Source organism: Nocardiopsis sp. LOL_012 (genome assembly GCF_048060475.1).
GTDB lineage: Bacteria > Actinomycetota > Actinomycetes > Streptosporangiales > Streptosporangiaceae > Nocardiopsis.
In genome coordinates this window covers 89617-111066 of record NZ_JBHMIV010000012.1, presented here as the reverse complement: position 1 = coordinate 111066, position 21450 = coordinate 89617, and the positions used below count along the sequence as shown (strand labels likewise).

16 protein-coding genes and 1 pseudogene are annotated in these 21450 nt (G+C 72.2%); 4 read left to right on the top strand and 13 right to left on the bottom strand.

What is annotated here, in order from left to right:
* Positions 1-73: 73 nt before the first annotated feature.
* From ACFHWE_RS10375 to glmU, 3 genes are all read right to left on the bottom strand, one after another.
* Positions 74-664: a 50S ribosomal protein L25/general stress protein Ctc gene (locus tag ACFHWE_RS10375; protein ID WP_416600584.1), complete on the bottom strand. Its 591-nt coding sequence runs from the start codon at positions 662-664 to the stop codon at positions 74-76.
* Positions 665-963: 299 nt separating this feature from the next.
* Positions 964-1935, bottom strand: coding sequence for a ribose-phosphate diphosphokinase (locus ACFHWE_RS10370; protein WP_028647350.1), 972 nt, complete (start codon positions 1933-1935; stop codon positions 964-966).
* Between the two features lie 17 nt (positions 1936-1952).
* Complete coding sequence (glmU, locus tag ACFHWE_RS10365; RefSeq protein WP_416600582.1) at positions 1953-3419, bottom strand: bifunctional UDP-N-acetylglucosamine diphosphorylase/glucosamine-1-phosphate N-acetyltransferase GlmU; 1467 nt, start codon at positions 3417-3419, stop codon at positions 1953-1955.
* A 546-nt stretch (positions 3420-3965) separates the two neighbouring features.
* On the opposite strand from glmU, the gene ACFHWE_RS10360 reads away from it, so the two are divergent.
* The 3 genes from ACFHWE_RS10360 to ACFHWE_RS10350 all read left to right on the top strand — a co-directional run bounded on the left by ACFHWE_RS10360 (position 3966) and on the right by ACFHWE_RS10350 (position 6177).
* Positions 3966-4928, top strand: coding sequence for an acyl-CoA desaturase (locus tag ACFHWE_RS10360; RefSeq protein ID WP_416600580.1), 963 nt, complete (start codon positions 3966-3968; stop codon positions 4926-4928).
* Between the two features lie 14 nt (positions 4929-4942).
* Complete coding sequence (locus ACFHWE_RS10355) at positions 4943-5593, top strand: TetR family transcriptional regulator (protein WP_416600578.1); 651 nt, start codon at positions 4943-4945, stop codon at positions 5591-5593.
* A gap of 74 nt (positions 5594-5667) precedes the next feature.
* Entirely contained in the window at positions 5668-6177 is a 510-nt protein-coding gene (locus ACFHWE_RS10350; protein WP_416600576.1) for a MarR family winged helix-turn-helix transcriptional regulator, read from the top strand.
* Here ACFHWE_RS10350 and ACFHWE_RS10345 read toward each other — a convergent pair.
* The 4 genes from ACFHWE_RS10345 to ACFHWE_RS10330 all read right to left on the bottom strand — a co-directional run bounded on the left by ACFHWE_RS10345 (position 6174) and on the right by ACFHWE_RS10330 (position 10707).
* Positions 6174-7943 carry an ABC-F family ATP-binding cassette domain-containing protein gene (locus ACFHWE_RS10345; RefSeq protein ID WP_416600574.1) on the bottom strand — a complete coding sequence of 590 codons (1770 nt, stop codon included), beginning with the start codon at positions 7941-7943 and terminating at the stop codon, positions 6174-6176. The genes ACFHWE_RS10350 and ACFHWE_RS10345 overlap by 4 nt on opposite strands.
* Positions 7944-8028: 85 nt before the next feature.
* Positions 8029-8928: a transketolase family protein gene (locus ACFHWE_RS10340; RefSeq protein WP_416600633.1), complete on the bottom strand. Its 900-nt coding sequence runs from the start codon at positions 8926-8928 to the stop codon at positions 8029-8031.
* Between the two features lie 55 nt (positions 8929-8983).
* Positions 8984-9685, bottom strand: a complete 702-nt coding sequence (locus ACFHWE_RS10335; protein ID WP_416600573.1) for a thiamine pyrophosphate-dependent enzyme — start codon at positions 9683-9685, stop codon at positions 8984-8986.
* A gap of 80 nt (positions 9686-9765) precedes the next feature.
* Positions 9766-10707, bottom strand: a complete 942-nt coding sequence (locus ACFHWE_RS10330; RefSeq protein WP_416600571.1) for a 4-(cytidine 5'-diphospho)-2-C-methyl-D-erythritol kinase — start codon at positions 10705-10707, stop codon at positions 9766-9768.
* A 256-nt stretch (positions 10708-10963) separates the two neighbouring features.
* Between ACFHWE_RS10330 and ACFHWE_RS10325 the strand changes: the two genes are divergently transcribed.
* The gene (locus ACFHWE_RS10325) at positions 10964-12826 is read left to right on the top strand and encodes a serine/threonine-protein kinase (protein WP_416600569.1); all 1863 of its coding nucleotides are present in this window, start codon (positions 10964-10966) and stop codon (positions 12824-12826) included.
* A gap of 46 nt (positions 12827-12872) precedes the next feature.
* Here ACFHWE_RS10325 and guaA read toward each other — a convergent pair whose 3' ends face one another.
* The 6 genes and pseudogenes from guaA to ACFHWE_RS10295 form a co-directional block, all read right to left on the bottom strand.
* Positions 12873-14453 (bottom strand): glutamine-hydrolyzing GMP synthase, encoded by a 1581-nt coding sequence (guaA, locus tag ACFHWE_RS10320; protein WP_416600567.1) that lies wholly within the window; start codon positions 14451-14453, stop codon positions 12873-12875.
* A gap of 416 nt (positions 14454-14869) precedes the next feature.
* Positions 14870-16195, bottom strand: a pseudogene (locus tag ACFHWE_RS10315) (AAA family ATPase); the annotation flags it as partial.
* On the bottom strand, positions 16188-17201 hold the full coding sequence (locus ACFHWE_RS10310; RefSeq protein ID WP_416600565.1) for a hypothetical protein: 1014 nt from the start codon (positions 17199-17201) through the stop codon (positions 16188-16190). The pseudogene ACFHWE_RS10315 and the gene ACFHWE_RS10310, both read right to left, overlap by 8 nt.
* 82 nt (positions 17202-17283) lie before the next feature.
* Positions 17284-19527: a TRAP transporter permease gene (locus ACFHWE_RS10305; protein ID WP_416600563.1), complete on the bottom strand. Its 2244-nt coding sequence runs from the start codon at positions 19525-19527 to the stop codon at positions 17284-17286.
* Positions 19520-20167, bottom strand: coding sequence for a DUF1850 domain-containing protein (locus ACFHWE_RS10300; RefSeq protein ID WP_416600561.1), 648 nt, complete (start codon positions 20165-20167; stop codon positions 19520-19522). The genes ACFHWE_RS10305 and ACFHWE_RS10300 overlap by 8 nt, the downstream gene beginning before the upstream one ends.
* 12 nt (positions 20168-20179) lie before the next feature.
* Positions 20180-21214 (bottom strand): TAXI family TRAP transporter solute-binding subunit, encoded by a 1035-nt coding sequence (locus tag ACFHWE_RS10295; protein WP_416600559.1) that lies wholly within the window; start codon positions 21212-21214, stop codon positions 20180-20182.
* Positions 21215-21450: the final 236 nt, after the last annotated feature.

The window sequence follows — 21450 nt, the reverse complement described above, 5'->3', positions numbered from 1 at the left end:
GTCACGACCCTATCCGTACGCCGAACGCGCGGCCCCCGCCGGGAGCCGCGCGTTCGCGGTGCGGACCGGACGCCTACTCGGCGGACTCCTCCTCGGCCGGAGCCTCCTCGGCCGAGGCCTCCTCTTCCGCGCGCGGCGCGGAGACGGTGAGGAGGATGGTCTCGGGGTCGGTGACCAGCTTGGTCCCGGCCGGCAGCTTCAGCTCGGCGGCGGTCGGGTTGGTGCCGACCTCCAGGCCGGTGACGTCGAACTCGAAGCTCTCGGGGATGTGGGTGGCCTCGGTCTCCACGGCCACGGTGACGAGCTCCTGGTTGAGCACGCCCGGGGCCTTGACCTCACCGGTCAGGTGCACGGGGACGTCCACCTCGACCGTCTCACCCTTGGCCACGACCAGCAGGTCGATGTGCTCCAGGAACCCCTTGAGGGCGTCGCGCTGGACGCTCTTGGGCAGGGCGAGGTTGTCCTTGTCCAAGCCGTCGAGGCGGATCAGGACGTTGGGGGTCTTCAGGGCGAGCATGAGATCGTGGCCCGGCAGGTTCAGGTGGCGGGGCTCGGTGCCGTGGCCGTAGAGGACGGCCGGCACCTTACCCGCGCGGCGGGCGCGACGAGAAGCGCCCTTGCCGAATTCCGTGCGGGGCTCGGCAGCGATACGTACCTCGGACACGACAAAACTCCTCGGGTTCAACCCCGCAGTACGGGGAACACGACTCCAGTAGTACGACGATTCCCGCCCTGGGCGGGGACAGCGGCGGGGTCACCCCTCGTGGGGGACGCGACCGCCCTGGTTCCAGGCGTGCCCGGCGAGCCGCCACCGGACCCGACCGGCCCGGGAACGCTCGTCACGCACCCCGTTCCCGGGACCTGCGGCGCAGCGGAAAGCAGCGCCGTATGGACACGGGGACACTCGGTCAAGTCTACTGGCTTCACCGAGGACTCCGTACACGGCCCGCTGGCGGCCACCCCCTAGTCGAAGAGGCTTGCCACGGAACCGTCGGTGAAGACCTCGTTGACGGCGCGGGCGATCAGGGGCGCGATCGAGAGCTGGGTGAGCTTGTCGAACGAACGCTCCTCCGGGATCGGCAGGGAGTTGGTGATGATCACCTCGGAGATCGGCGAGTTCTGGAGCCGCTCCGCCGCCGGGCCGGACAGCACGCCGTGCGTGGCCGCGACGACGACCTTCTCCGCGCCGTTCTCGACCAAGGCCTCGGAGGCCTTCACGATGGTGCCGCCGGTGTCGATCATGTCGTCGACCAGCACACAGGTACGGCCCTCGACCCGGCCGACGACCTCGTGCACCCGCACCTGGTTGGCCACGTCCGGGTCGCGCCGCTTGTGGATGATCGCCAGCGGCGCGCCGAGACGGTCGGCCCAGCGGTCGGCCGTGCGCACCCGGCCCGCGTCCGGCGAGACCACGGTGATGTCGGAAGCAGGCTTGACCTGCTCGGACACGTAGTCGGCCAGGATGGGCAGCGCGAACAGGTGGTCCACCGGGCCGTCGAAGAAGCCCTGGATCTGGTCCGTGTGCAGGTCGACCGCCATCATGCGGTCGGCGCCCGCGGTGCGGAACAGGTCGGTCATCAGCCGCGCCGAGATGGGCTCGCGGCCCCGGTGCTTCTTGTCCTGGCGGGCGTACCCGAGGAAGGGCGTGACCACGGTGATCCGCTTGGCGGACGCGCGCTTGAGCGCGTCCACCATGATCAGTTGCTCCATGATCGACTCGTTGATCGGCGACGAGTGGCACTGGAGGACGAAGGCGTCGCTGCCGCGCACCGACTCCAGGTAGCGGACGAAGATCTCACCGTTGGCGAAGGTGTCGAACCGGGTGGGGACCACCTCGATCCCCAGTTCCTTCGCGACCTCCTGCGCCAGCTCGGGGTGCGTGCGCCCCGAGAAGAGCATCAGCTGTTTCTGCCCGGTGGCCTTCATGCCGCTCACGTACTTCTCCCCCACGGTTACTGCTGCTCGAAACTGTCTGTTCTGTCCGCCTCGGCCCGCTCGGCCGCCTCGGCGGCGGCGGTGCCCCGGCGCTTGCGCCGGGTCCATCCCTCGACGTTGCGCTGCCGATTCCCCTCCGACACCGCCAGGGCGCCGGGCGGAACGTCCTCCCGGACCACGGTGCCGGCGCCGGAGTAGGCGCCGTCGCCGACCCGCACCGGCGCGACGATGGTGTTGTCGCTGCCCATCCGCACGTGGTCGCCGATCGTGCTCCGGTGCTTTTCGACGCCGTCGTAGTTGACGAACACCGAGGAGCAGCCGATGTTGCTGCCCACACCGATGTCGGCGTCCCCGACGTAGGTCAGGTGCGGGACCTTGGAGCCCGCGCCGATCGTCGAGTTCTTGACCTCGACGAAGGCGCCGGCCTTGGCACCCTCGGCCAGGCGGGTGCCCGGCCTCAGGTAGGCGTAGGGGCCGACGGTGGCGCGCGGGCCGATGTCGGCCTGGTCGGCGGTGGTCTCGCGCACGTGCGCTCCCTCACCGACCACCGTGTCCTTCAGGGCGGCACCCGGGCCGACCACGGCGTCCTCGGCGATCACGGTGGCACCGCGCAGGCGCGTGTTCGGCTCGACGACGGCGTCGCGGCCGATCCGCACCTCGGCGTCGACCCAGGTGGTCGCCGGGTCGACGATCGTGGCCCCGGCCCGCATGTGCTCCTCGACCAGGCGGTCGTTGAGGATGCGGCGCGCCTGGGAGAGCTGGACCCGGTCGTTGACGCCCTGGACCTCGTGCCAGTCGTCGGCGGTCCAGGCGCCGACCCGGTGGCCGTCGCCCCGCAGCAGTGCCACGGCGTCGGTGATGTACTCCTCGCCCTTGGCGTTGTCCGTGGACAGGCGGCGGACCACCTCGGACAGCAGTGCGCCGTCGAAGGCGTACATGCCGGAGTTGATCTCGTCGATCTCGTGCTGCTGCGGCGTGGCGTCCGCGTGTTCGACGATCTCGGTGAACTCGCCGTCGGCCTCGCGGACGATCCGGCCGTAGCCGCCGGGTTCGGGCACACGCGCGGAGAGCACCGTGACGGCGTTGCCCTCCTTCTCGTGCGCGGCGACTAGGGCGGAGAGCGTGCTGCCGCGCAGAAGCGGCGTGTCACCGCAGGTGAGGACCACTGTTCCGGTAAGGACGATGCCCCGGGAGGCGAGGTCCTCGACCGCCATGCGGACCGCGTGCCCGGTACCGTTCTGCTCCTCCTGGACCGCGGTGACGGCCTCCGGCGCGACCTCTTCCAGGTGGCTGCCGACCTGGGCACGGGCGTGCCCGACCACGACCACGGAGTGCTCCGGGTCGAGTTCGCGGGCGGCGGCGAGCACGTGCCCGAGCATGCTGCGGCCGCTGATCTCGTGGAGGACCTTGGGAAGTTTGGACTTCATCCGCGTGCCCTCACCGGCGGCGAGGACGATGACGGCGGCCGGGCGGTTCACACTCACTGAAGGGGACCCCTCGTGAATAGGCTGGCGGTCGAATCTGTCGGCTCACCCCTCGGCGGCCCGGCCCGCGTGCCGCACGGGCGGCCGTCGGATGATCCAGCGGCCGACATGGGAAGGATACACGCGCGTCACCTCCGCCTCGCGGGGATGTGACGCCACCGTGCCACGGGTGCGGTGCGCACGCCCGCCGGGCGCCGGGGCCGCCCCCGGCGTGTGCGGCGAGGCGCGCTCCGTGAGCCGCTGAGGCCCTCGCGGGCCGGTGCGGCGGCGGTGTGGATTGCTCCCGGACCAGGACTCGAACCTGGACGATGGGGACCAAAACCCCAGATGCTGCCAATTACATCATCCGGGAACGCAACGGGCGTGATCACAGCACGCCCGGACGCTCACCACCAACATAGCGCGTCCCTCGGGGGGGTTGCCAAACCTACGGCTACGTAGGTTACGGTTACGTAGGAATAGGTTGGGCCGTCGGCAGGGGTGCCGGTACTCCACGGACGCCGTCCTGACCGCGACGACGCTCCCTTGACAAGGTTGGTGCAGAACATGACCGCAGCCCCCGATCTACCGATCGACAAGGCCGCTCCGGCACGCGAGGCCGTACCCGAGTACGAACCGGAACTGCGCGGCAGGGCCGAGCGCGCCACGGTCTTCGCGTTCGTGTTCATCCCCCTGATCGCGCTGGCTGCGTCCGTGCCCTTCTTCTGGGGCTGGGGGCTGAGCCTCGTCGACATCACCATCGCGGCTGCGTTCTACCTCGTCAGCGGCCTGGGCATCACGGTCGGCTTCCACCGCCACTTCACACACGGCTCGTTCCGCGCCAACCGCCCGCTGCGGATCGCCCTGGCGGTCGCGGGCAGCCTGGCCATCGAGGGCAGCGTCATCAAGTGGGTCGCCGACCACCGCCGACACCACAAGTACGCCGACGCCGAGGGCGACCCGCACTCCCCCTGGCGGTTCGGCGACGACTGGAAGTCCGTGGCCAAGGGCCTGTACTACGCGCACATGGCGTGGCTGTACCTGGACGACAAGAAGACCTCGCCGCGGCGCTTCGCCCCGGACCTGCTCAAGGACAAGGACATCGTCCTCGTCAGCAGGCTCTTCGGCCCGCTCGTGCTCTTCTCCCTGCTGGCGCCCGCCGCCATCGGCGGACTGGTGACCATGTCCTGGTGGGGCGCGGTCACCGCCTTCTTCTGGGCAAGCCTGGTGCGCGTCGCCCTGCTGCACCACGTCACGTGGTCGATCAACTCCATCTGCCACACCATCGGCGAGGAGAACTTCGAGGTCCGCGACCGCTCCCGCAACGTGTGGTGGCTGGCCATCCCGTCCTTCGGCGAGTCCTGGCACAACCTGCACCACGCCGACCCCACCTGCGCGCGGCACGGTGTCCTCAGGGGCCAGATCGACATCTCCGCCCGGGTCATCTGGATCTTCGAGAAGCTGGGCTGGGCCACCAAGGTGCGCTGGCCCAACAAGGAACGCCTCGCGGCCAAACGGGTCACGGTCTAGGATCTGAAGCCATCATGGGAGCAGCCGACAGCCAGCAGGGAACCCGCGCGCGCCGCAAGCGCATGACGGGCAAGGAGCGTCGGCAACAGCTTGTGGAGATCGGCCGGGAGCTGTTCGCCGAACGGGGGTTCGACGCGACCTCCGTCGAGGAGATCGCCGCGCGGGCCGGTGTGTCCAAGCCCGTCGTCTACGAGCACTTCGGCGGCAAGGAGGGCATCTACGCCGTCGTGGTGGACCGGGAGATGCGCACACTCCTGGACATGGTGGGCAACGCCCTGACCGCGGACAACGCCCGCGACAAGATCGAGCAGGCCGCCATGGCGCTGCTGCTCTACGTGGAGGAGCACACCCTGGGGTTCCGGGTCCTGACCCGCGACTCCCACGTGGCCTCCGGCACGGGCAGCTTCGCCAGCCTGATCAACGACATGGCCAGCCGGGTCGAGCACATCATGGTGGACGAGTTCGCCGAGCGGGGCTACGACCCCGTGCTCGCCCCCATGTACGCCCAGGCGCTGGTGGGCATGTGGGCGCTGACAGGCCAGTGGTGGCTGGAGGTGCGCAGGCCCGGGCGCGAGGTCGTGGCGGCGCACCTGGTCAACCTGGCCTGGAACGGCCTGGGGAGGCTGGAGCCCCGCCCCGGGCTCAACACCCGGAGGAAGCACTAGCGGAGGACCGGCAACGGCGGGGAGGGTTCCGTACCCTCCCCGCTATCTTGATGTCAAGAGATATGCTGTGTCCCATGCGCGATGAGGTGGATGGGCTGATCGAGGCGTGGCGCACCGAGCGCCCGGACGTGGACGTGACGCCGCTGGAGGTGTTCAGCCGGGTCTCCCGGCTCGCACGCCACCTCGACCGCGCCCGGCGCACGGTCTTCACCGAACACGCCCTGGAGCCGTGGGAGTTCGACGTCCTCGCCGAACTGCGCCGCTCCGGGCCACCCTACGAGCTGAGCCCGGGCAGGCTCCTGCGCGCCACCCTGGTCACCTCCGGCACCATGACCAACCGCGTCGACCGCCTGGCCTCGGCCGGGCTCGTGCGGCGGCGCCCCGACCCGGCCGACAAGCGCGGCGTCCTGGTCCGCCTCACCGGACGCGGTGCCGAGCGCATCGACGCCGCGCTGGCCTCCCTGATCAGCTACGAGGAGTCCCTCCTGGCCCCGATGCCCGCCGAGGACCGTGTGCGGCTCGCCTCCCTGCTGCGGGCCCTGCTGGCCCCCCTGGACAGCCCGCCCACGCGCCCGCGGCCCTAGTCGACGGTCTCGGCCTGCTCCAGCCAGACCTCCTCCAGCCGCTCCCTCTCCGCCGCGAGCTCCTTGGCCTCGGCGTCGAGTTCGGCCAGGCGCGTGTAGTCCTCCGCCGCCGCGGCCATCAGCTCGTGCAGCTCGGTCTCGCGCTTGCCGATCCGGTCCATCCGGCGCTCCACGCGCTGCATCTCCTTCTGCGCGGCGCGCCGCTCGGCCGCCGAGGGCCCGGCCGCCGGACTCCCGGACCCGGCCGTCTCGGAGGCGCCGAGTGGCACGCTGCCCTCCCCCGCCGTCGCGGCGCGGCGCTCCAGGTACTCGTCCACCCCGCGCGGCAGGAACGCGAGGGTGCCGTCGCCCATGAGGGCCAGGACCCGGTCGGTGATCCGCTCCAGGAAGTAGCGGTCGTGGCTGACCAGGACCAGGGAGCCGGGCCAGCCGTCGAGGAGGTCCTCCAACTCGGTGAGGGTCTCGATGTCCAGGTCGTTGGTGGGCTCGTCCAGCAGCAGCACGTTGGGCTCGTCCATGAGCAGGCGCAGCAGTTGGAGGCGGCGGCGCTCGCCGCCGGAGAGGTCGGCGATCGGCGTCCACTGCCGCTCGCCCCGGAAGCCGAAGCGCTCCAGCATCTGGCTCGCGGTGTAGTCGCGCTTGCCGATGGTGACGTGCTCGCGCACGTCCATCACGGCCTGGAGGGGGCGCGCCTGCGGGTCGAGTTCCTCGACGTTCTGCGACAGGTGGGCGAGGCGGACGGTCTTGCCGGTGCGCACCGTGCCGGAGTCGGGCGCGCGCTCGGCGCCCAGGACCCTCAGCAGTGTGGACTTGCCCGCGCCGTTGACCCCGACCAGGCCGATCCGGTCGCCAGGGCCGAGCTGCCAGGTGAGACGGTCCAGCAGGACCCGGTCGGGGACCGCGACCGACACGTCCTTGAGGTCGACGACCGTCTTGCCGAGCCGGGAGCTGGCGAAGCGGACCAGTTCGACGCTGTCGCGCGGCGGCGGCTCGTCCGCGATGAGCTGGTTGGCGGCCTCGATGCGGAACTTGGGCTTGGAGGTGCGCGCCGGGGCGCCCCGGCGCAGCCAGGCCAGCTCCTTGCGCATGAGGTTCTGGCGGCGCTCCTCGGCCACGGCGGCCATGCGCTCGCGCTCGGCCTTGGCCAGGACGTAGGCGGCGTACCCGCCCTCGTAGCGCTCGACCGAGCCGCGCCCGACCTCCCAGGTGCGGGTGGTGACGGCGTCCAGGAACCAGCGGTCGTGGGTGACGACCACGAGCGACTCCGAACGGCCCTTGAGGTGCCCGGCGAGCCAGGCGATGCCCTCGATGTCGAGGTGGTTGGTGGGCTCGTCGAGGACGATGAGGTCGTGGTCGCCGACGAGCAGGCGCGCCAGCCCGGTCCGGCGGCGCTCGCCGCCGGAGAGCCCCGCCATGGGGGTGTCGAGGTCCCAGCCGCTGAGCAGGCCGCGCAGGATGTCGCGGATACGGGCGTCGCCCGCCCACTCGTGCTCGGCCCGCTCGCCTAGGACGAACGCGCCGACGGTGGTGTCGGGGAAGGTGTCGCGCTGGTGCAGGTAGCCCACGCGCAGACCCCGGTTGTGCACGACCCGCCCGGAGTCGGGCTCCAGGCGGCCGGAGAGCACGGAGATCAGAGTGGACTTGCCGCCGCCGTTGCGGCCGACGACACCGATGCGTTCGCCCTCGTCGACGCCGAGGGACACCTGGTCGAGGAGGACGAGCGGCCCGTAGGCCAGGGACACGTCCTGAAGATTGACGAGATTCATCGCCTTCCATTGTCACGGCACACCGGGTGTGCCCCGGACGGCCGCGACGGTCCCCGCTCGTGTGCTCTGGGACACGCCCGGGGCCTCACGGCAGGAAGAAGTCCCGTGCGGCCCGTGCGATCCCCTCCGTGTCCAGCCCGTGGGCGCGTGCGTGCTGCTCCGGTCGGCCGTAGGCGCGCAGCTCCCCGGCGCGGCCGACGCCCAGGCCGAGCTGGCGGTGGCGCCGGTCGGACAGCGCCGCCGCCACCTCGTGGGCGGACGTGCCGCGCAGGTAGGGCTCCACCACCAGGACGTCGGCGCTGCCCGCCGCGCCGACGAGGGCGCTCAGCCCCGCACGGTCGAAGGGGCGCACGGTAGCGGTGTAGGCGACGGTGACGTCCAGGCCCTCGGTCGCCGCCAGGGCCCGGTCGAGCATCGGGCCCACGGCGAGGACCACCCCGGCCGAGCGGGGCGACCCGGGGCGCACCGCGGCCAGCCTCCCGGTCACCGGCAGGGGCGCCCGGTTCCCGGTGTCCGACAGCCGGACGTAGACCGGGTGGTCGCCCGGGAGCGCGGCCCTCAGCGTCTCGCGGACCTCGTCGGGGTGTCCGGGCACGTGGACCGTCCATCCGGGCAGGGTGTCGATCAGGGCCACGTCTCCGGGCGCCTGGTGGGTCCGGCCCTCGGCGGCGGCGTCGTAGGAGCCGCCGATGCTCACCAGGACGGCGCCGGTCCCCTGGTGGCCGAAGTCGAGCTTGACCTGCTCGAAGGGGCGCTCCACCAGGAAGGGCGCGTAGCTGTGCACGATCGGGCGCATGCCGGTGAGGGCGAGCCCGCCGGCGACGCCGATCATGGCCTGTTCGCGGATGCCGACGTCGATCACGCGGCCGGGGTGGCGCGCCGCTGCCCGCGTGAACAGACCTGCGGAGATCGCGGCGAGGACGAGGGCGGTCCGGGGGTCGTCGTCGAGGGCGGCGGAGGCGGTCTCGGCGAATGCCTGGCGCATGGCACCCCGCGCGGTGGCGGCGGGCCTGGTGGCGGTCCGGGTCATGGCGGTGCTCCTATCGGATGGTGGCGACGACGGCCAGGGGGCGGCCGGGGTGGGGGGCGGTCAGCGCGGCACGGAGGGCGCCGTGGTCGCGGCCGTCGACCCGCCGGGCCGTCCAGCCCTCGGTCTCGAAGCGCGTTCCGATCCCGCCCGGCCAGCCGTGCCGCCCCGAACCGTTGTCGACGACGACGGTGGTGAGCGCGTCCGCGCCGAGCCTGCCCGCGACGGCGATCGCCTCGTGGTTGCTGCCCTCGTCGAGTTCGCCGTCGCCGACGAGCACCACCACGCGGGGCGGTGTGCCGTCGGGGCGCCGCGTCCCCTGGACGCGCAGTCCGAGGGCCGTCCCCAGGGCCAGGGGGAGTCCGTGCCCGAGCGAGCCGCTGCCGATCTCCGCGCCGGGCACGAGGAGGGCGTCGGGGTGGTGCCCCAGCGGCGAGTCGAAGGACGCCCAGCCCCGTAGGGCGGAGGCGTCGAGGAAGCCCTTGGCGGCGAGCACGGCGTAGTAGGCGGCCGGGCCGTGCCCCTTGGAGAGCAGGAAGCGGTCCCGGGCCGGGTCGTGTGCCGTGTCGGGGGCGACCTCCAAGACCTGGTCGTAGAGCACCCACAGGACGTCGAGGGTGGAGTGGGCGGCACCCCTGTGCTTCTCGTCGCCCTCCATGAGCGCGATGAGCACGGGCAGGTCGGCGTAGCGCGACAGGGCGGCTGTGGTCGTCATGGTGACCAGTGTTCGACCTCAACCAAACTTGAGGTCAACCGCCCACCGAGGTCCGCGGCACCCCCTTCGCATGATTTACCTCACACGACGACGGTGCCGGGGACGCCCCCCGAATCCGCCGCGACGCACGCGTCCACCCCTCGGCACTCCAGAGCGCGCACGACCTCGGCCTCGACCGCGGCCGTCCTCGGGTCGTCGGCGTCGCCCACCAGGAAGGCACAGGTCGGACCGGAGCCGGAGACCAGGGCCCCCAGGGCGCCCGCCTCGCGGCCCGCCGCAAGTGTGCGCCCCAGGCCGGGGCGCAGGGACAGCGCGGCCCGCTCCAGGTCGTTGGTGAGCACCGCGCCCAGCGCGGCGGCCTCCCCCGAGGCCAGCGCCTCCTCCATCGCGGCGCAGGGCTCCGGTTCGGGGGCCTGCGGCCGCAGCCGGTCGTACTCGCCGAACACCCGCGCCGTGGACAGACCCTCCCCGGCGAGCGCGAACACCCACCGGTACCGCCCGGGGGCTTCCAGGGGCGTGAGCAACTCGCCCCGGCCCGTACCCACGGCGGTACCGCCCAGTAGGGGAAAGGGCACGTCGCTGCCGAGCCGGGCCCCCAGTTCCAACAGCTCGGAGCGCGAGAACCCGCACCCCCAGAGCCGGTCGCAGGCCACCAAGGCCGCGGCGGCGTCGGCGCTGCCGCCGGCCATGCCCCCGGCGACGGGGATCCGCTTGTCCAGGTGGATGTCGACCGGGGTGCCCCGGCCGGTCTCGCGGGCCAGCAGCTCAGCGGCGCGGGCCGCGAGGTTGGTCCCGTCCAGCGGGACCCCGGAGAGGTCGACGGTCCCACCGCTCGCCGTGAGCGCGGCGAGGGCCGCCTCCTGACGCGCGGGGGCCGCCGTGACGGTAATCTCGTCGAACAGTGAGACGGCGTGGAACACGTTGACGAGCGCGTGGAACCCGTCCTCACGTCTGGGCCCCACCGCCAGCCGGAGGTTGACCTTGGCGGGGACCCGGACGGTTACGGTGGTAATGACGGTCACGAGTCCCCAATCGTAAAGGAACCCCCTACCTTGCGTGAACACCTGCTCCGACCACGGAACCGGCGTGTTCACCGCTCCCGTTCCCGAAGGGAGACCGACCGGTGAGAACCAGGGGGCCATGCCGGGGATCTACCACCACTGTCATGTCGGATAGCGCCTCACCCCATAACGACCATAGGTCCACAGTTGGGAATAAGGGCGCAAACCCCTATACCTTGGGGCGAGACGCGGTTTGGACACCGTCGGGGAGGGTCGCTTGCCGTCGGATGGGCTCCCGAAGAACCTGGAACCGCTGGCCGCCGGAGATCCGGCCACCATCGGTCCCTACGTGCTGTCCGGGAAGCTGGGCAGCGGCGGCATGGGCACCGTCTACCTGGGCAGCGCCGGAGGCGAGAAGGGCCACCAGGTAGCCATCAAGGTCATCCGCCCCGAACTCGCCTTCGACGAGGCGACGCGGGCGCGCTTCCGCGACGAGATGGAGAACGCCCGCAAGGTCGCCTCCTTCTGCACCGCGAAGGTGCTCGACCACGGGACGTTCGAGAACCGCCCCTACATGGTCACCGAGTACATCGCGGGGACCGCTCTGGCCGAGCACATCTCCGAGAACGGTCCGCTGGACTCCTCGACCCTGCACGGATTCGCCCTGGGCGTGGCCGCGGCGCTGGCGGCCATCCACCGCACCGGGCTCGTCCACCGCGACCTCAAACCCGCGAACGTGCTCCTGTCGCTGTCCGGGCCGCGCGTGATCGACTTCGGTATCGCCCGCGCGATGAACACCGCCACCAACCACACGCAGACCGGCATCGTCATGGGCAGCCCCGGCTGGATGGCCCCCGAACAGCTCCTGGAGGAGCAGGTCACCACGGCCGCGGACATCTTCGCCTGGGGATGCCTGGTGGCCTTCGCCGGCAACGGCACCCACCCCTTCGGCAACGGCGACGCCATGACCCTCGGCAAGCGCGTGCTGTTCGCCGAACCGCAGATCGGCCGCCTGGACAGCCCCCTGGACCGGCTCGTCTCACGCGCCCTGGCCAAGGAGCCCGGACGGCGCCCGACCGCGCAGGACCTCCTCCTGGAACTGGCCGGGGGGCAGGAGGCCGGCAACCCCAACGACATGGTCTCGCAGGCGCTGCACCAGTCGTGGCGGCCGAACCTGCCGCCGGGGCCGCCCGGCCACCCGCACGCCATGCACCCGGCGACGGGCGTACGGCAGCAGCCGCTCCGCCCCGGCGCCTACCCCGCGCCGCACCCGACCCAGCACCCCGCGCACCAGAGCGGCACCTTCTCCCGGCCCCAGGCGCCCCCTCCCGGCCGCGGCGCGCCCGCGCCCTCCGCGCCCCGCCAGGCCGCCCAGGGCCAGCCCCCGCACCCCGTACAGGCGCCCGCACAGCACCCGGCGTCCACGGGGCCGATCCCCATCGCACAGGACCCGCAGGCCCAGCGGCCCGGACCCCAGCCCTACGTCCCACCGGTGCCGCCGCCCCCGCACCGGCCCGCCGCGCCCCGGCGCCGCAAGGGCCTCCTCCTGGGTGCCGTCGCGATCGGCGTCGCGGTCCTGCTGGCGCTGGCCGCCATGCTGCTCTTCGTGTCCAACATCGACTTCCCGCCGTTCGGCGACGACACGGACTCCGGCGTCGAGCAGGAGGACACGGGAACCGGCACCGACGGCGACGGCCGGGAGCGGGACGAGGACAAGGCGGAGGCCGCCGACGGCATCAACCCGGACGGCTCGGTGACGTCGGCCGACGGCATGGTCACCTACACGGTGAAGGACGTCGACTGCGAGCCCGACCCGGACTCCCGGTCGAGCGTGCTCTCCGGCGGGACGTACTGCATCGTGCGCCTGTCCATGGACAACGACAGCGACGCCCCGCTCTCCTTCCGCTCACAGGAGCAGTTCATACTGACCTCCGTGAGCGACGAACTCACGGCGGCGGAGACCCCGACCTCCGCGGAGCGCCAGGCGAGCCTGTGGAACCCGGAGGGGATCGCCCCCGGTTCGTCGGTCGAGGGCGACCTGGTCTTCCTCATCCCCCAGGAGGCCGAGCCCGACTCGCTCCAGCTCACCCACCTCTCCGGACAGGACCGGACCGTCGTGCCGATCGGCGCCCCGACCTAGCGGGCCCGGCGGTCACCCCGCCGGGCCCTCAGGACACCGGGGAGGGCTACTCCCACTCGATGGTGCCCGGGGGCTTGCTGGTCACGTCCAACACCACCCGGTTGATCTCGCGGACCTCGTTGGTGATCCGGTTGGAGATCTTGGCGAGCACGTCGTAGGGGACCCGCGACCAGTCGGCGGTCATGGCGTCCTCGCTGCTGACCGGGCGCAGCACCACGGGGTGGCCGTAGGTGCGGCCGTCGCCCTGGACGCCCACCGAGCGCACGTCGGCGAGCAGCACGACGGGGCACTGCCAGATATCGCGGTCCAGCCCGGCCCGGGTGAGCTCCTCGCGGGCGATGGCGTCGGCTTCGCGCAACACCTCCAGGCGCTCACGCGTCACCTCGCCGATGATGCGGATCCCCAGCCCCGGCCCGGGGAAGGGCTGGCGCCACACCATCTCCGGCGGCAGGCCGAGCTCCTCGCCGACCTTGCGCACCTCGTCCTTGAACAGCTCCCGCAGCGGCTCCACCAGGGTGAACTGGAGGTCCTCGGGCAGTCCGCCGACGTTGTGGTGGGACTTGATGTTGGCGGTGCCGGTGCCGCCGCCGGACTCGACGACGTCCGGGTAGAGGGTGCCCTGGACCAGGAACTCGACCTCGGCGCCCTGCTCGCCGCCCTCGGCGACGACCTCGCGGGCGGCCTGCTCGAAGACGCGGATGAACTCGCGGCCGATGATCTTGCGCTTGGCCTCGGGGTCGGTGACCCCCGCCAGCGCGCCGAGGAAGCGCTCCTCGGCGTCGACCACCTTCAGACTGGCGCCGGTGATCGCCACGAAGTCCTTCTCGACCTGCTCGGCCTCGCCCTTGCGCAGCAGTCCGTGGTCGACGAACACGCAGGTGAGCTGGTCGCCGACGGCGCGCTGCACCAGGGCACCGGCCACGGCGGAGTCCACCCCGCCGCTCAGGCCGCAGACGGCGCGCTTGTCGCCGATCTGCTCGCGGATGCGCTCCAGTTGCTCCTCGACGATGTTGACCATCGTCCAGGTGGGACGGCACCCGGCGCCCTCGTGGAGGAAGCGGCGCAGCACCTCCTGGCCGTGCTCGGTGTGCATGACCTCGGGGTGGAACTGGACGCCGAACAGGCGGCGGTCGGTGTCCTCGAAGGCGGCGACCGGCGCCCCGGCCGTGCTCGCGGTGGTCCGGAAGCCCTCGGGGGCGCCGACCACGGAGTCGCCGTGCGACATCCACACGAGCTGCTGGGCGGGCATCCCCTCGAAGAGGAGGGAGTCGGTGACGGCGGACATCTCGGTGCGGCCGAACTCGCTCAGGTCGGTGCGCTCGACGGTGCCGCCCAGCGCGCGCGTCATGGCCTGGAAGCCGTAGCAGATGCCGAACGTGGGCACCCCGGTCTCGAAGAGTTCGGCGCCCACCGCCGGGGCGCCCTCGGCGTAGACCGACGACGGGCCCCCGGACAGGATGATGGCCTTGGGTTTCTTGGCGAGCATCTCCCCGACCGGCATGGTCGAGGGCACGATCTCGCTGTGCACGTGGCATTCCCGGACCCGCCGTGCGATCAACTGCGCGTACTGCGCACCGAAGTCGACGACGAGAACGGTGTCGAACGTGCTGTCAGCACCTACGGACACGACGGAGGACCTTCCGCGAAAGTTCAAGGGATGTCCGCCCAGTCTAGGGCGTCCCCCGCATCCGGGCGCCGCCGTCCACAGGCGCAGCGCACGCGCGCGGCGCCGGCCGCCCGGGGCGCGGCCGAGCGGGACCGTTCCCGGCCGGTCAGCAGGAACTGGTGGGGGCACGCCTTCTCCGGTATCCCAGTCGAGGGGGCTGTGCGGCGCTCAGAGAGCTTCGCCACTTTTGCGGGCGTGCGCATCCGGCCCCCGACCGGACAGCGGAGGACGTTGAAGGCGACACCCGGCCGTGTTCGGCGAACGGGGCCGCGCCCCCTCTCGTGCGATCGCCCGGACGCGGCGGACCAGCCCGCCGTCTCGGCGGCCGCGGGGCGCTACGGCCGTCCGCGCCCGGCGCCGGTCCCGTCCTCGGCGGTGCCGCCGGTCTCCGGCGGGAGCGGCCGGACCGGCTCGGACCAGGTGCGGTGCGCGGCCACGTCCACCAGTGCGCGCTCGGGGTAGCGCAGGGCCGTGAGCCGTCCGCCGAACACGCAGCCGGTGTCCAGGCAGAGGGTGCCATTGAGCCACCGGGCCCTCTCGCCCGGCACGTGCCCGTAGACGACCGCCGCCCCGCCCCGGTAGTCGCGCGCCCACGGCAGGCGCACCGGCAGGCCGTACTCGTCGGTCTTGCCGTTCGTGTCGCCGTACAGGGCGAAGGAGCGCACCCGGCCGGAGTCGCGGCCGTGGTACCCCTCCTTGAGCCCGGCGTGCGCCACGACCAGTCGCCCACCGTCCAGGACGAGATGGTGCGCCAGCCCGTCACAGAACTCCAGCACGCGCGCCCGGAACGCGGCGTCCTCCCGGCCGAGCTGCTCCACGGTCTCGGCCAGCCCGTGGCCGAGGCGGGCCTTGGCGCCCCTGAGCACCCGGACGAGCTTGTTCTCGTGGTTGCCCTGCACGCACAGGGCGTCGCCGTCGCCGACCATGCCCATGACCAGGCGCAGCACGCCGGGGCTGTCCGGGCCGCGGTCCACCAGATCGCCGACGAACACGGCGGTGCGGCCCTCCGGGTGGCGGGCCCCGACCGGGCGGCCCGCACCGTCACGCGCGATCGTGTAGCCGAGCGCGCCGAGCAGCTCCTCCAGTTCGGCGCGGCAGCCGTGCACGTCGCCGATGACGTCGAAGGGCCCCGTCAGCTCGGTGCGCTCCATCGGCGGCCGCACCGGTTCGACGGTGGCCGCGTCGATCTCCTCCGGCCCGCGCAGCACATGCACCGTGCGGAACCTCTCGCGGGGCAGTTGTTCGAGGGCCGTGCGCAGGTCCGTGTACTGCTGGCGGATCACGTCCTCGGCCACGACCCGTCCCGGCCGGCTCCGGTTGCGCTCGTGGGCCAGCGGCTCGGGCACGTCCAGCACGATGGCCGTGGACGGCACGTCGTGCTCCGTGGCCAGGCGCACGAGCCGCTGGCGCGCGCCGCGCTGGACACTGGTCGCGTCCACGACGGTCAGCAGCCCCCGGCGCAGCCGGATACCGACGAGCGTGTACATCAGCTCGAAGGCGTCGGCGCTGGCGCCCTGGTCGCTCTCGTCGTCGCTGACCAGCGCCCGACAGCGGTCGGAGCCGACCACCTGCGTGGGCAGGAAGTGGCGTGCCGCGAACGTCGACTTGCCCGAACCGGACACCCCGATCAGCACGACGAGCCCCGGGCGGGGCACCTCGATCACCCGGGAGGCGGCGGCCCCGGCACCCGCGGGCTCAGGCACGGCCGCCTCCCGGAACGACACCGAGCCGGGACATGGCCTCGGCGACCCCCGCCCGAGCACTGCCGAAGAACGACCACGGCAGGTCGCAGTAGTAGCGGCCGGCCGCGCCCAGGTGCCAGGCGGCGGCCTCGGTGGCCTCGACCCGGTAGAAGGCCCACCCGAACAGGTGGTGCGCCTGGACGTCGCGCTCGTGCTCGGCCCCGGCTGTCGCCCACGCCCGCGCGGCGTCGAACAGCTCGCGCACGGACTCCCCGGTCAGACGGCCCAGGCCCAGGCCCGCGATGTAGTCGGACCCGCCCTCGGCGACGATCCGGGCGCGCTCGGCCCGCAGGTGCTCGGCGTGGGCCAGCGCCAGCACCGAAGGAAGGGGGCTGCCCTCGGGCGCGGTGTCGGCGGCGGCGCCCGCGACGGCGAACATCTCCTCGGTCGAGCCGCCCCGGGCCGGGGAGAGCGTCCGCACCCGGGTCATGTGCGCGGGCAGCAGGTGGGGCGCCCGCGCGACCACCTCGCCCCAGAGGCGGTCCTTCTCCCCGCGGTCGGCGCCCAGCCCCATGGCTACCGTCTGGAGGGCCGCCCAGGGCGCCGGGTCGTCGGGGCGCAGCCGCGCGGCGGCCTCCAGCGGGAGACGGGCCTCGGTGAGCGCCGCGGCCAGCGCCTTGCGGTCGGCGCGGCCCGCGGCGGTGCCGACCGGGCCGGAGACGGCGGCGGCGAGCAGGGTGTACCCCAGCCAGAGCAGGGCGTCGGCCTGGTCTGCTGAGCCTTCGGCCAGCGCGGCGACCCCGTCCAACCGGCCGACGGCGGCCCGGCCAAGCGCCTCCGCCCGGTGGACGCGCACCTCGGGGTCCTCGCGCTCCTCCGCGAGCAGGGTGAGCCCGGCGGCGACGCCGCCCTCGCGCACCGCCGCGCAGCCGGAGCGCAGGACGGGGTCGGTGCCGAAGGCGGCCGGTACCAGCGCCGCCTCGGTGCTCCGGGCGTCCCGCTCCGGGTTCCGTGCAAAGGGCCACATGGCTGTCGATCCTAGGCGGTGTCCGGTCCTGCCGCTCGGGAGGGCCGCCGGCCCGTGCGCGGCGGCCCCTCCACCGGCTCCGTCATCCTTCGGCGGACGCACCGCGCGCGGTCGGCTCCGCGTCCGCAGGGCCTCCCCTCTCACCGGTGGCCATGGCGGGCCGCCGACCGAACGACTGCAGGCCGAGGAGAACCGCCCCCAGCACCGAACCGGCCAGGACGAACCAGTGGGAGGCCACCGCCGTCGGCAGCACGCTCCCGGCGACCCCGCTCCATTCCGGAGCGACCAGGACCAGAACCGCGGCCAGCGCGAGGCCGACCCGCTCCAGGAGCGCCACGGGCCGCAGGAAGTACCCTTCGATCGCGACCGCGGCCGCCGCGAGCGCCACACATCCGCTGAGGACCGCGACCACCAGGTCGAGCAGGGGGCCGTCGATCGCCATGAGAGCCGAGTAGGCCATCAGCAGGGGGATGAGGTAGAGCCCCTTGGCGAACTTCCACGACGCGACCCCGGAACGCATCGGGCTCGCGTTGGCGATCCCCGCCCCGGCGAACGCCGCCAGCGCCACCGGGGGTGTCACGTTGGAGTCCTGGCTCAGCCAGTAGATGATCATGTGCGCCACGATCACTGTCAGCCCCAACTCTCCCAGAGCGGGGGCGGCGAGAACCGAGATGACCACGTAGGAGGCCGTCACCGGCAGTCCGAACCCCATGATGAGGGACGCCAGCGCCACCATCACCAAGGTCATGACCAGGTTCCCAGAGAACACCGTCAGCAGCACGTGCGAGAGCGTCAGACCCAGCCCGGTGAGGCCGACCATGCCGACGATGACGCCCGCGACGGCACATGCCACCGACACCGGAAGCGTGTTGCGCGCGGCCAGGACGAAGACGTCGAGGAAGTCCTTCGGCGACAGTCGGCTGCCCGCCCGTACCATCGCCACGACCAGCAGCACGCCGCAGGTGTACAGGCCGGCCCTCGCCGGAGTGACGTAGTTGAGCAGCAGCACGATGAGCAGCAGGAGCGGAAGCAGAAAGTGCCATCCGGCCGCCAGGACCTGCCGCATCCGCGGCAGGTCCTGGTTCCGGGCCGCGGGGATGCCGTGCTTGCGCGCCAGGATGTCCACGAACAGGAACATAACGCCGAAGTACATCAGTGCCGGGATGACGGCGACCTTGACGATGTCGGCGTAGGCGATACCGGTGCGCTCGGCCATGATGAAGGCGCCCGCACCCATGATCGGCGGCAGCACCTGTCCGCCCGTGGACGCCGCGGCCTCTACCCCGGCCGCCTCCGCCCTGCGGTAGCCGACCTTGCGCATCAGCGGGATCGTGAACGGCCCGGAGGTGACGACGTTGGCGATGGCGCTCCCGGAGACCGACCCCAGCATGGCGCTGGCCAGGACGGCCCCCTTGGCGGGGCCGCCGACCATGCGTCCGGTGAGCACGTAGGCCAGACCGACGAAGAAGTTGCCGCCGCCGGTCTTGCTGAGCAGAGCGCCGAACAGGATGAACACGAACACGAAGGTCACGACGACGCCGAGGGTCAGACCGTAGACGCCGTCACCGAGGTAGCTGTGTGTCGCGATGCGCTGGATGGTCGCTCCGGAATGCCCGAACTCGCCAGGGATCAACGGTCCGATCCACGCGTAGTAGACGAATCCGAGGACCAGCACGGCCATGATCAGGCCGACCGCCCGGCGGGTCGCCTCCAGCAGCGTGACGATCAGCACCAGGCCCAGGATCCAGTCCGTGGTGGTGTAGGCGCCCGCGCGGCTCGCCAGCTCCTGCTGGAAGTGGATCGGGTACACGCTGACGACGCACGCGGCCGCGACGAGCACCAGGTCGAGCACTCCGCCGACGGCGCGCAGGACCGTGCGCGCCGACGCGTCGCGCCGTTCCCGGCTTCCCCTGCCCGGGACGAGCGCCCGCGCCAGGGCCAGGGCCGAGAGGCGGGAGGCTGTGTCCAGCTTGAACGGACTCATGACGAGGAAGACCAGCACCATGACGAACAGGAGGTGGATGATCCGCTGGTGGTGCCCGTCCAGGCCCGAGGCGAACAGGACGATGTAGAGCTGGAAACAGGTCAGCCCGATGGAGAGGGCCAGGATGAGCAGGCCCGCGACGGTCCCCGCAGGCCCGGCGCCCCACCGCTGACGGGCGATCCGCGACCACTCGGCTTCGCTCTCGGCCCGGCCGTCCACGTCGGGGAGGAGATCCGGGGCGGCCCCGCTCCGGCTCCGCGTGCCGAGGCCTCCCCGGCGCCTCCCGCTCCCCTCGTCGGCCCTTCCGGTGTCACCCCGTGCCTGCGTGGGGGTATCAGCCATGGTCTCTCCTCAGGTTCTCTCGAAGGGTCCGTTCGGGGTGCGGGCGGCTGTCGGCACCGGCCTCGGCCCGGGATCGGCACTCCGGCCGGGGGGCCTGGCCGAACAGCAGCCGGAGCGTGGACACCCGTACGGGACGGATGACCACCCTGTGGGAGGTGAGGCACGGGGAGAGCCGTACCTCGGCCCCGGGCGTGCGCAGACGATGGTCGACCGCGGCCGATCCCGGGCGGAGCACCACCTCGCCACCGACGTCGCGATCCATCGCGTCGACCACCCACCAGCGGCCTTCGGCGTACCCGTGCCCCTCGCCGGGGATCTGCCCCATCCCCGCGCCGTACTGCACGCTCCGGGTGGACTCGGCGACCAGGCGGCCCTCGCGCACGGTCAGGTTCTCCTCGATCGGCAGCCCGTCGATGGAGTGGACATAGCTGATCGTGAACACCTCGCCCTCGGCGAGGGGGAGGGTGCCGAGCGGTTCACCGTCATCGGTCAGCCCCAGTGCCGGCCATACGGGCCACAAGAGGAGGGCCGACGCCGCGGTGAGGACGAGGAGACCTCCCCGGAGGGCCGCGGCCGACGGGCGCGGGACACCGCCGGCGCCTGCCGGCCTCCGGCCGGCCGTCTCGTTCCGGGCAGCCATCGACCCGGTGTCCTAGCTCTGCGCGAGGAGGTCCTCGGGCAGTTCGACGCCCTGCTCCTCGTAGAAGCGGGCGGCGCCGGGGTGTACGGGCACCGGGCTGTTCAGGATGGTCTCCGGCACCATGTACTCCTCTCCGGGAGCGTACGCCGCGACGAAGTCGTCGATGTTGTCGAACATCGCCGAGGTGATGTCGTAGGCCTGCTGCTCGTTGAAGTCACCGCTGACCACCATGAGGTTCCACACCGCGATGGTCTGGACGTCCCCCTCGACACCCGGGTAGGTCCCGCCGGGGATGGTGTGCTCGGTGTAGCTGTTGGTCGCCGCGGTGATGACGGAGACCTCCTCGTCGCACATCGGGATGAGGTGGACGTCCTCGGTCGTGGCGAGTTCAGACAGCCCCGCGTGCCCCTCGCCGACCACCCACGAACCGGCGTCGAGCTGGTCGTTGCGCAGGGCCGAGTCCGTGTCGGCGTACCCGAGCTGCTGGATCTCGATGTCGGAGGTGGAGATCTCCAGGGCCGAGAACACGTTGGTGGTGGTGGCTTCGTTGCCGCTGCCCACCGCACCCACCGAGTAACGGGTGTCCACGATGTCGCTGAAGCACTCCAGCCCCAGCTCCACTGCGTTCCCCTCCAGGGAGACGGCGTGGAAGACGTTGGGGTAGAGCACGGCCAGTGCGTAGGACTGAACCGCCCGGCCCTCGAAGTCATTCCTCCCCTCGAAGGCCTCCGACACCGCGTCGCCCTGGGCGATGGCGATGTCGGCCTCGCCCGAGCCGAGCAGCCGCAGGTTCTCCACCGAGGCGCCGGTGGTCTCCGCGGAACCGGACTGCCCTTCGACCCCGTCCGTGATGGTGTTGGCGAGGACGCCTCCGACCTGGAAGTACACGCCGGTGGTCCCACCGGTGACGATGCTGAGCTGTTCACGGACGGCGCCCGCTCCCAGGCCCGCCTCCTCCTCGATCGACTGCTCTGCGGGTTGGGCGCAGCCGGCGAACATGAGCGCCCCGGCGGGCAGGGCTACCAGAATCCGTGTCGCACGTCGCATGGTCGAATCCTCTCGGATCTCTCGGCGGTCAGGGGGGGTGGGGAAAGGCCTTCGTTGGTCCGCGTGAGACGTCCCGAAACCCCAGGACCGTGCCCTGTGTGGCCCATCCCACAGGGAACCTAACGGGACCCGCGGTCACCGCACACGCTCCGACCGTCTGTTTTGAGCCTCCGCTGAGGTCCATCGCGCTTTGGTATCGTCCGCCCATGGCACGGGCGCGGTACCGGGGTCGGTCT

What these genes read in the sequence shown, in the direction of transcription:
- ACFHWE_RS10360 (WP_416600580.1), top strand. Translation starts at nt 3,966, where the DNA reads ATGACCGCAGCCCCCGATCTACCGATCGACAAGGCCGCTCCGGCACGC.
- ACFHWE_RS10355 (WP_416600578.1), top strand. Translation starts at nt 4,943, where the DNA reads ATGGGAGCAGCCGACAGCCAGCAGGGAACCCGCGCGCGCCGCAAGCGC.
- ACFHWE_RS10350 (WP_416600576.1), top strand. Translation starts at nt 5,668, where the DNA reads ATGCGCGATGAGGTGGATGGGCTGATCGAGGCGTGGCGCACCGAGCGC.
- ACFHWE_RS10345 (WP_416600574.1), bottom strand. Translation starts at nt 7,943, where the DNA reads ATGAATCTCGTCAATCTTCAGGACGTGTCCCTGGCCTACGGGCCGCTC.
- ACFHWE_RS10340 (WP_416600633.1), bottom strand. Translation starts at nt 8,928, where the DNA reads ATGCGCCAGGCATTCGCCGAGACCGCCTCCGCCGCCCTCGACGACGAC.
- ACFHWE_RS10335 (WP_416600573.1), bottom strand. Translation starts at nt 9,685, where the DNA reads ATGACGACCACAGCCGCCCTGTCGCGCTACGCCGACCTGCCCGTGCTC.
- ACFHWE_RS10310 (WP_416600565.1), bottom strand. Translation starts at nt 17,201, where the DNA reads ATGTGGCCCTTTGCACGGAACCCGGAGCGGGACGCCCGGAGCACCGAG.
- ACFHWE_RS10305 (WP_416600563.1), bottom strand. Translation starts at nt 19,527, where the DNA reads ATGGCTGATACCCCCACGCAGGCACGGGGTGACACCGGAAGGGCCGAC.
- ACFHWE_RS10300 (WP_416600561.1), bottom strand. Translation starts at nt 20,167, where the DNA reads ATGGCTGCCCGGAACGAGACGGCCGGCCGGAGGCCGGCAGGCGCCGGC.
- ACFHWE_RS10295 (WP_416600559.1), bottom strand. Translation starts at nt 21,214, where the DNA reads ATGCGACGTGCGACACGGATTCTGGTAGCCCTGCCCGCCGGGGCGCTC.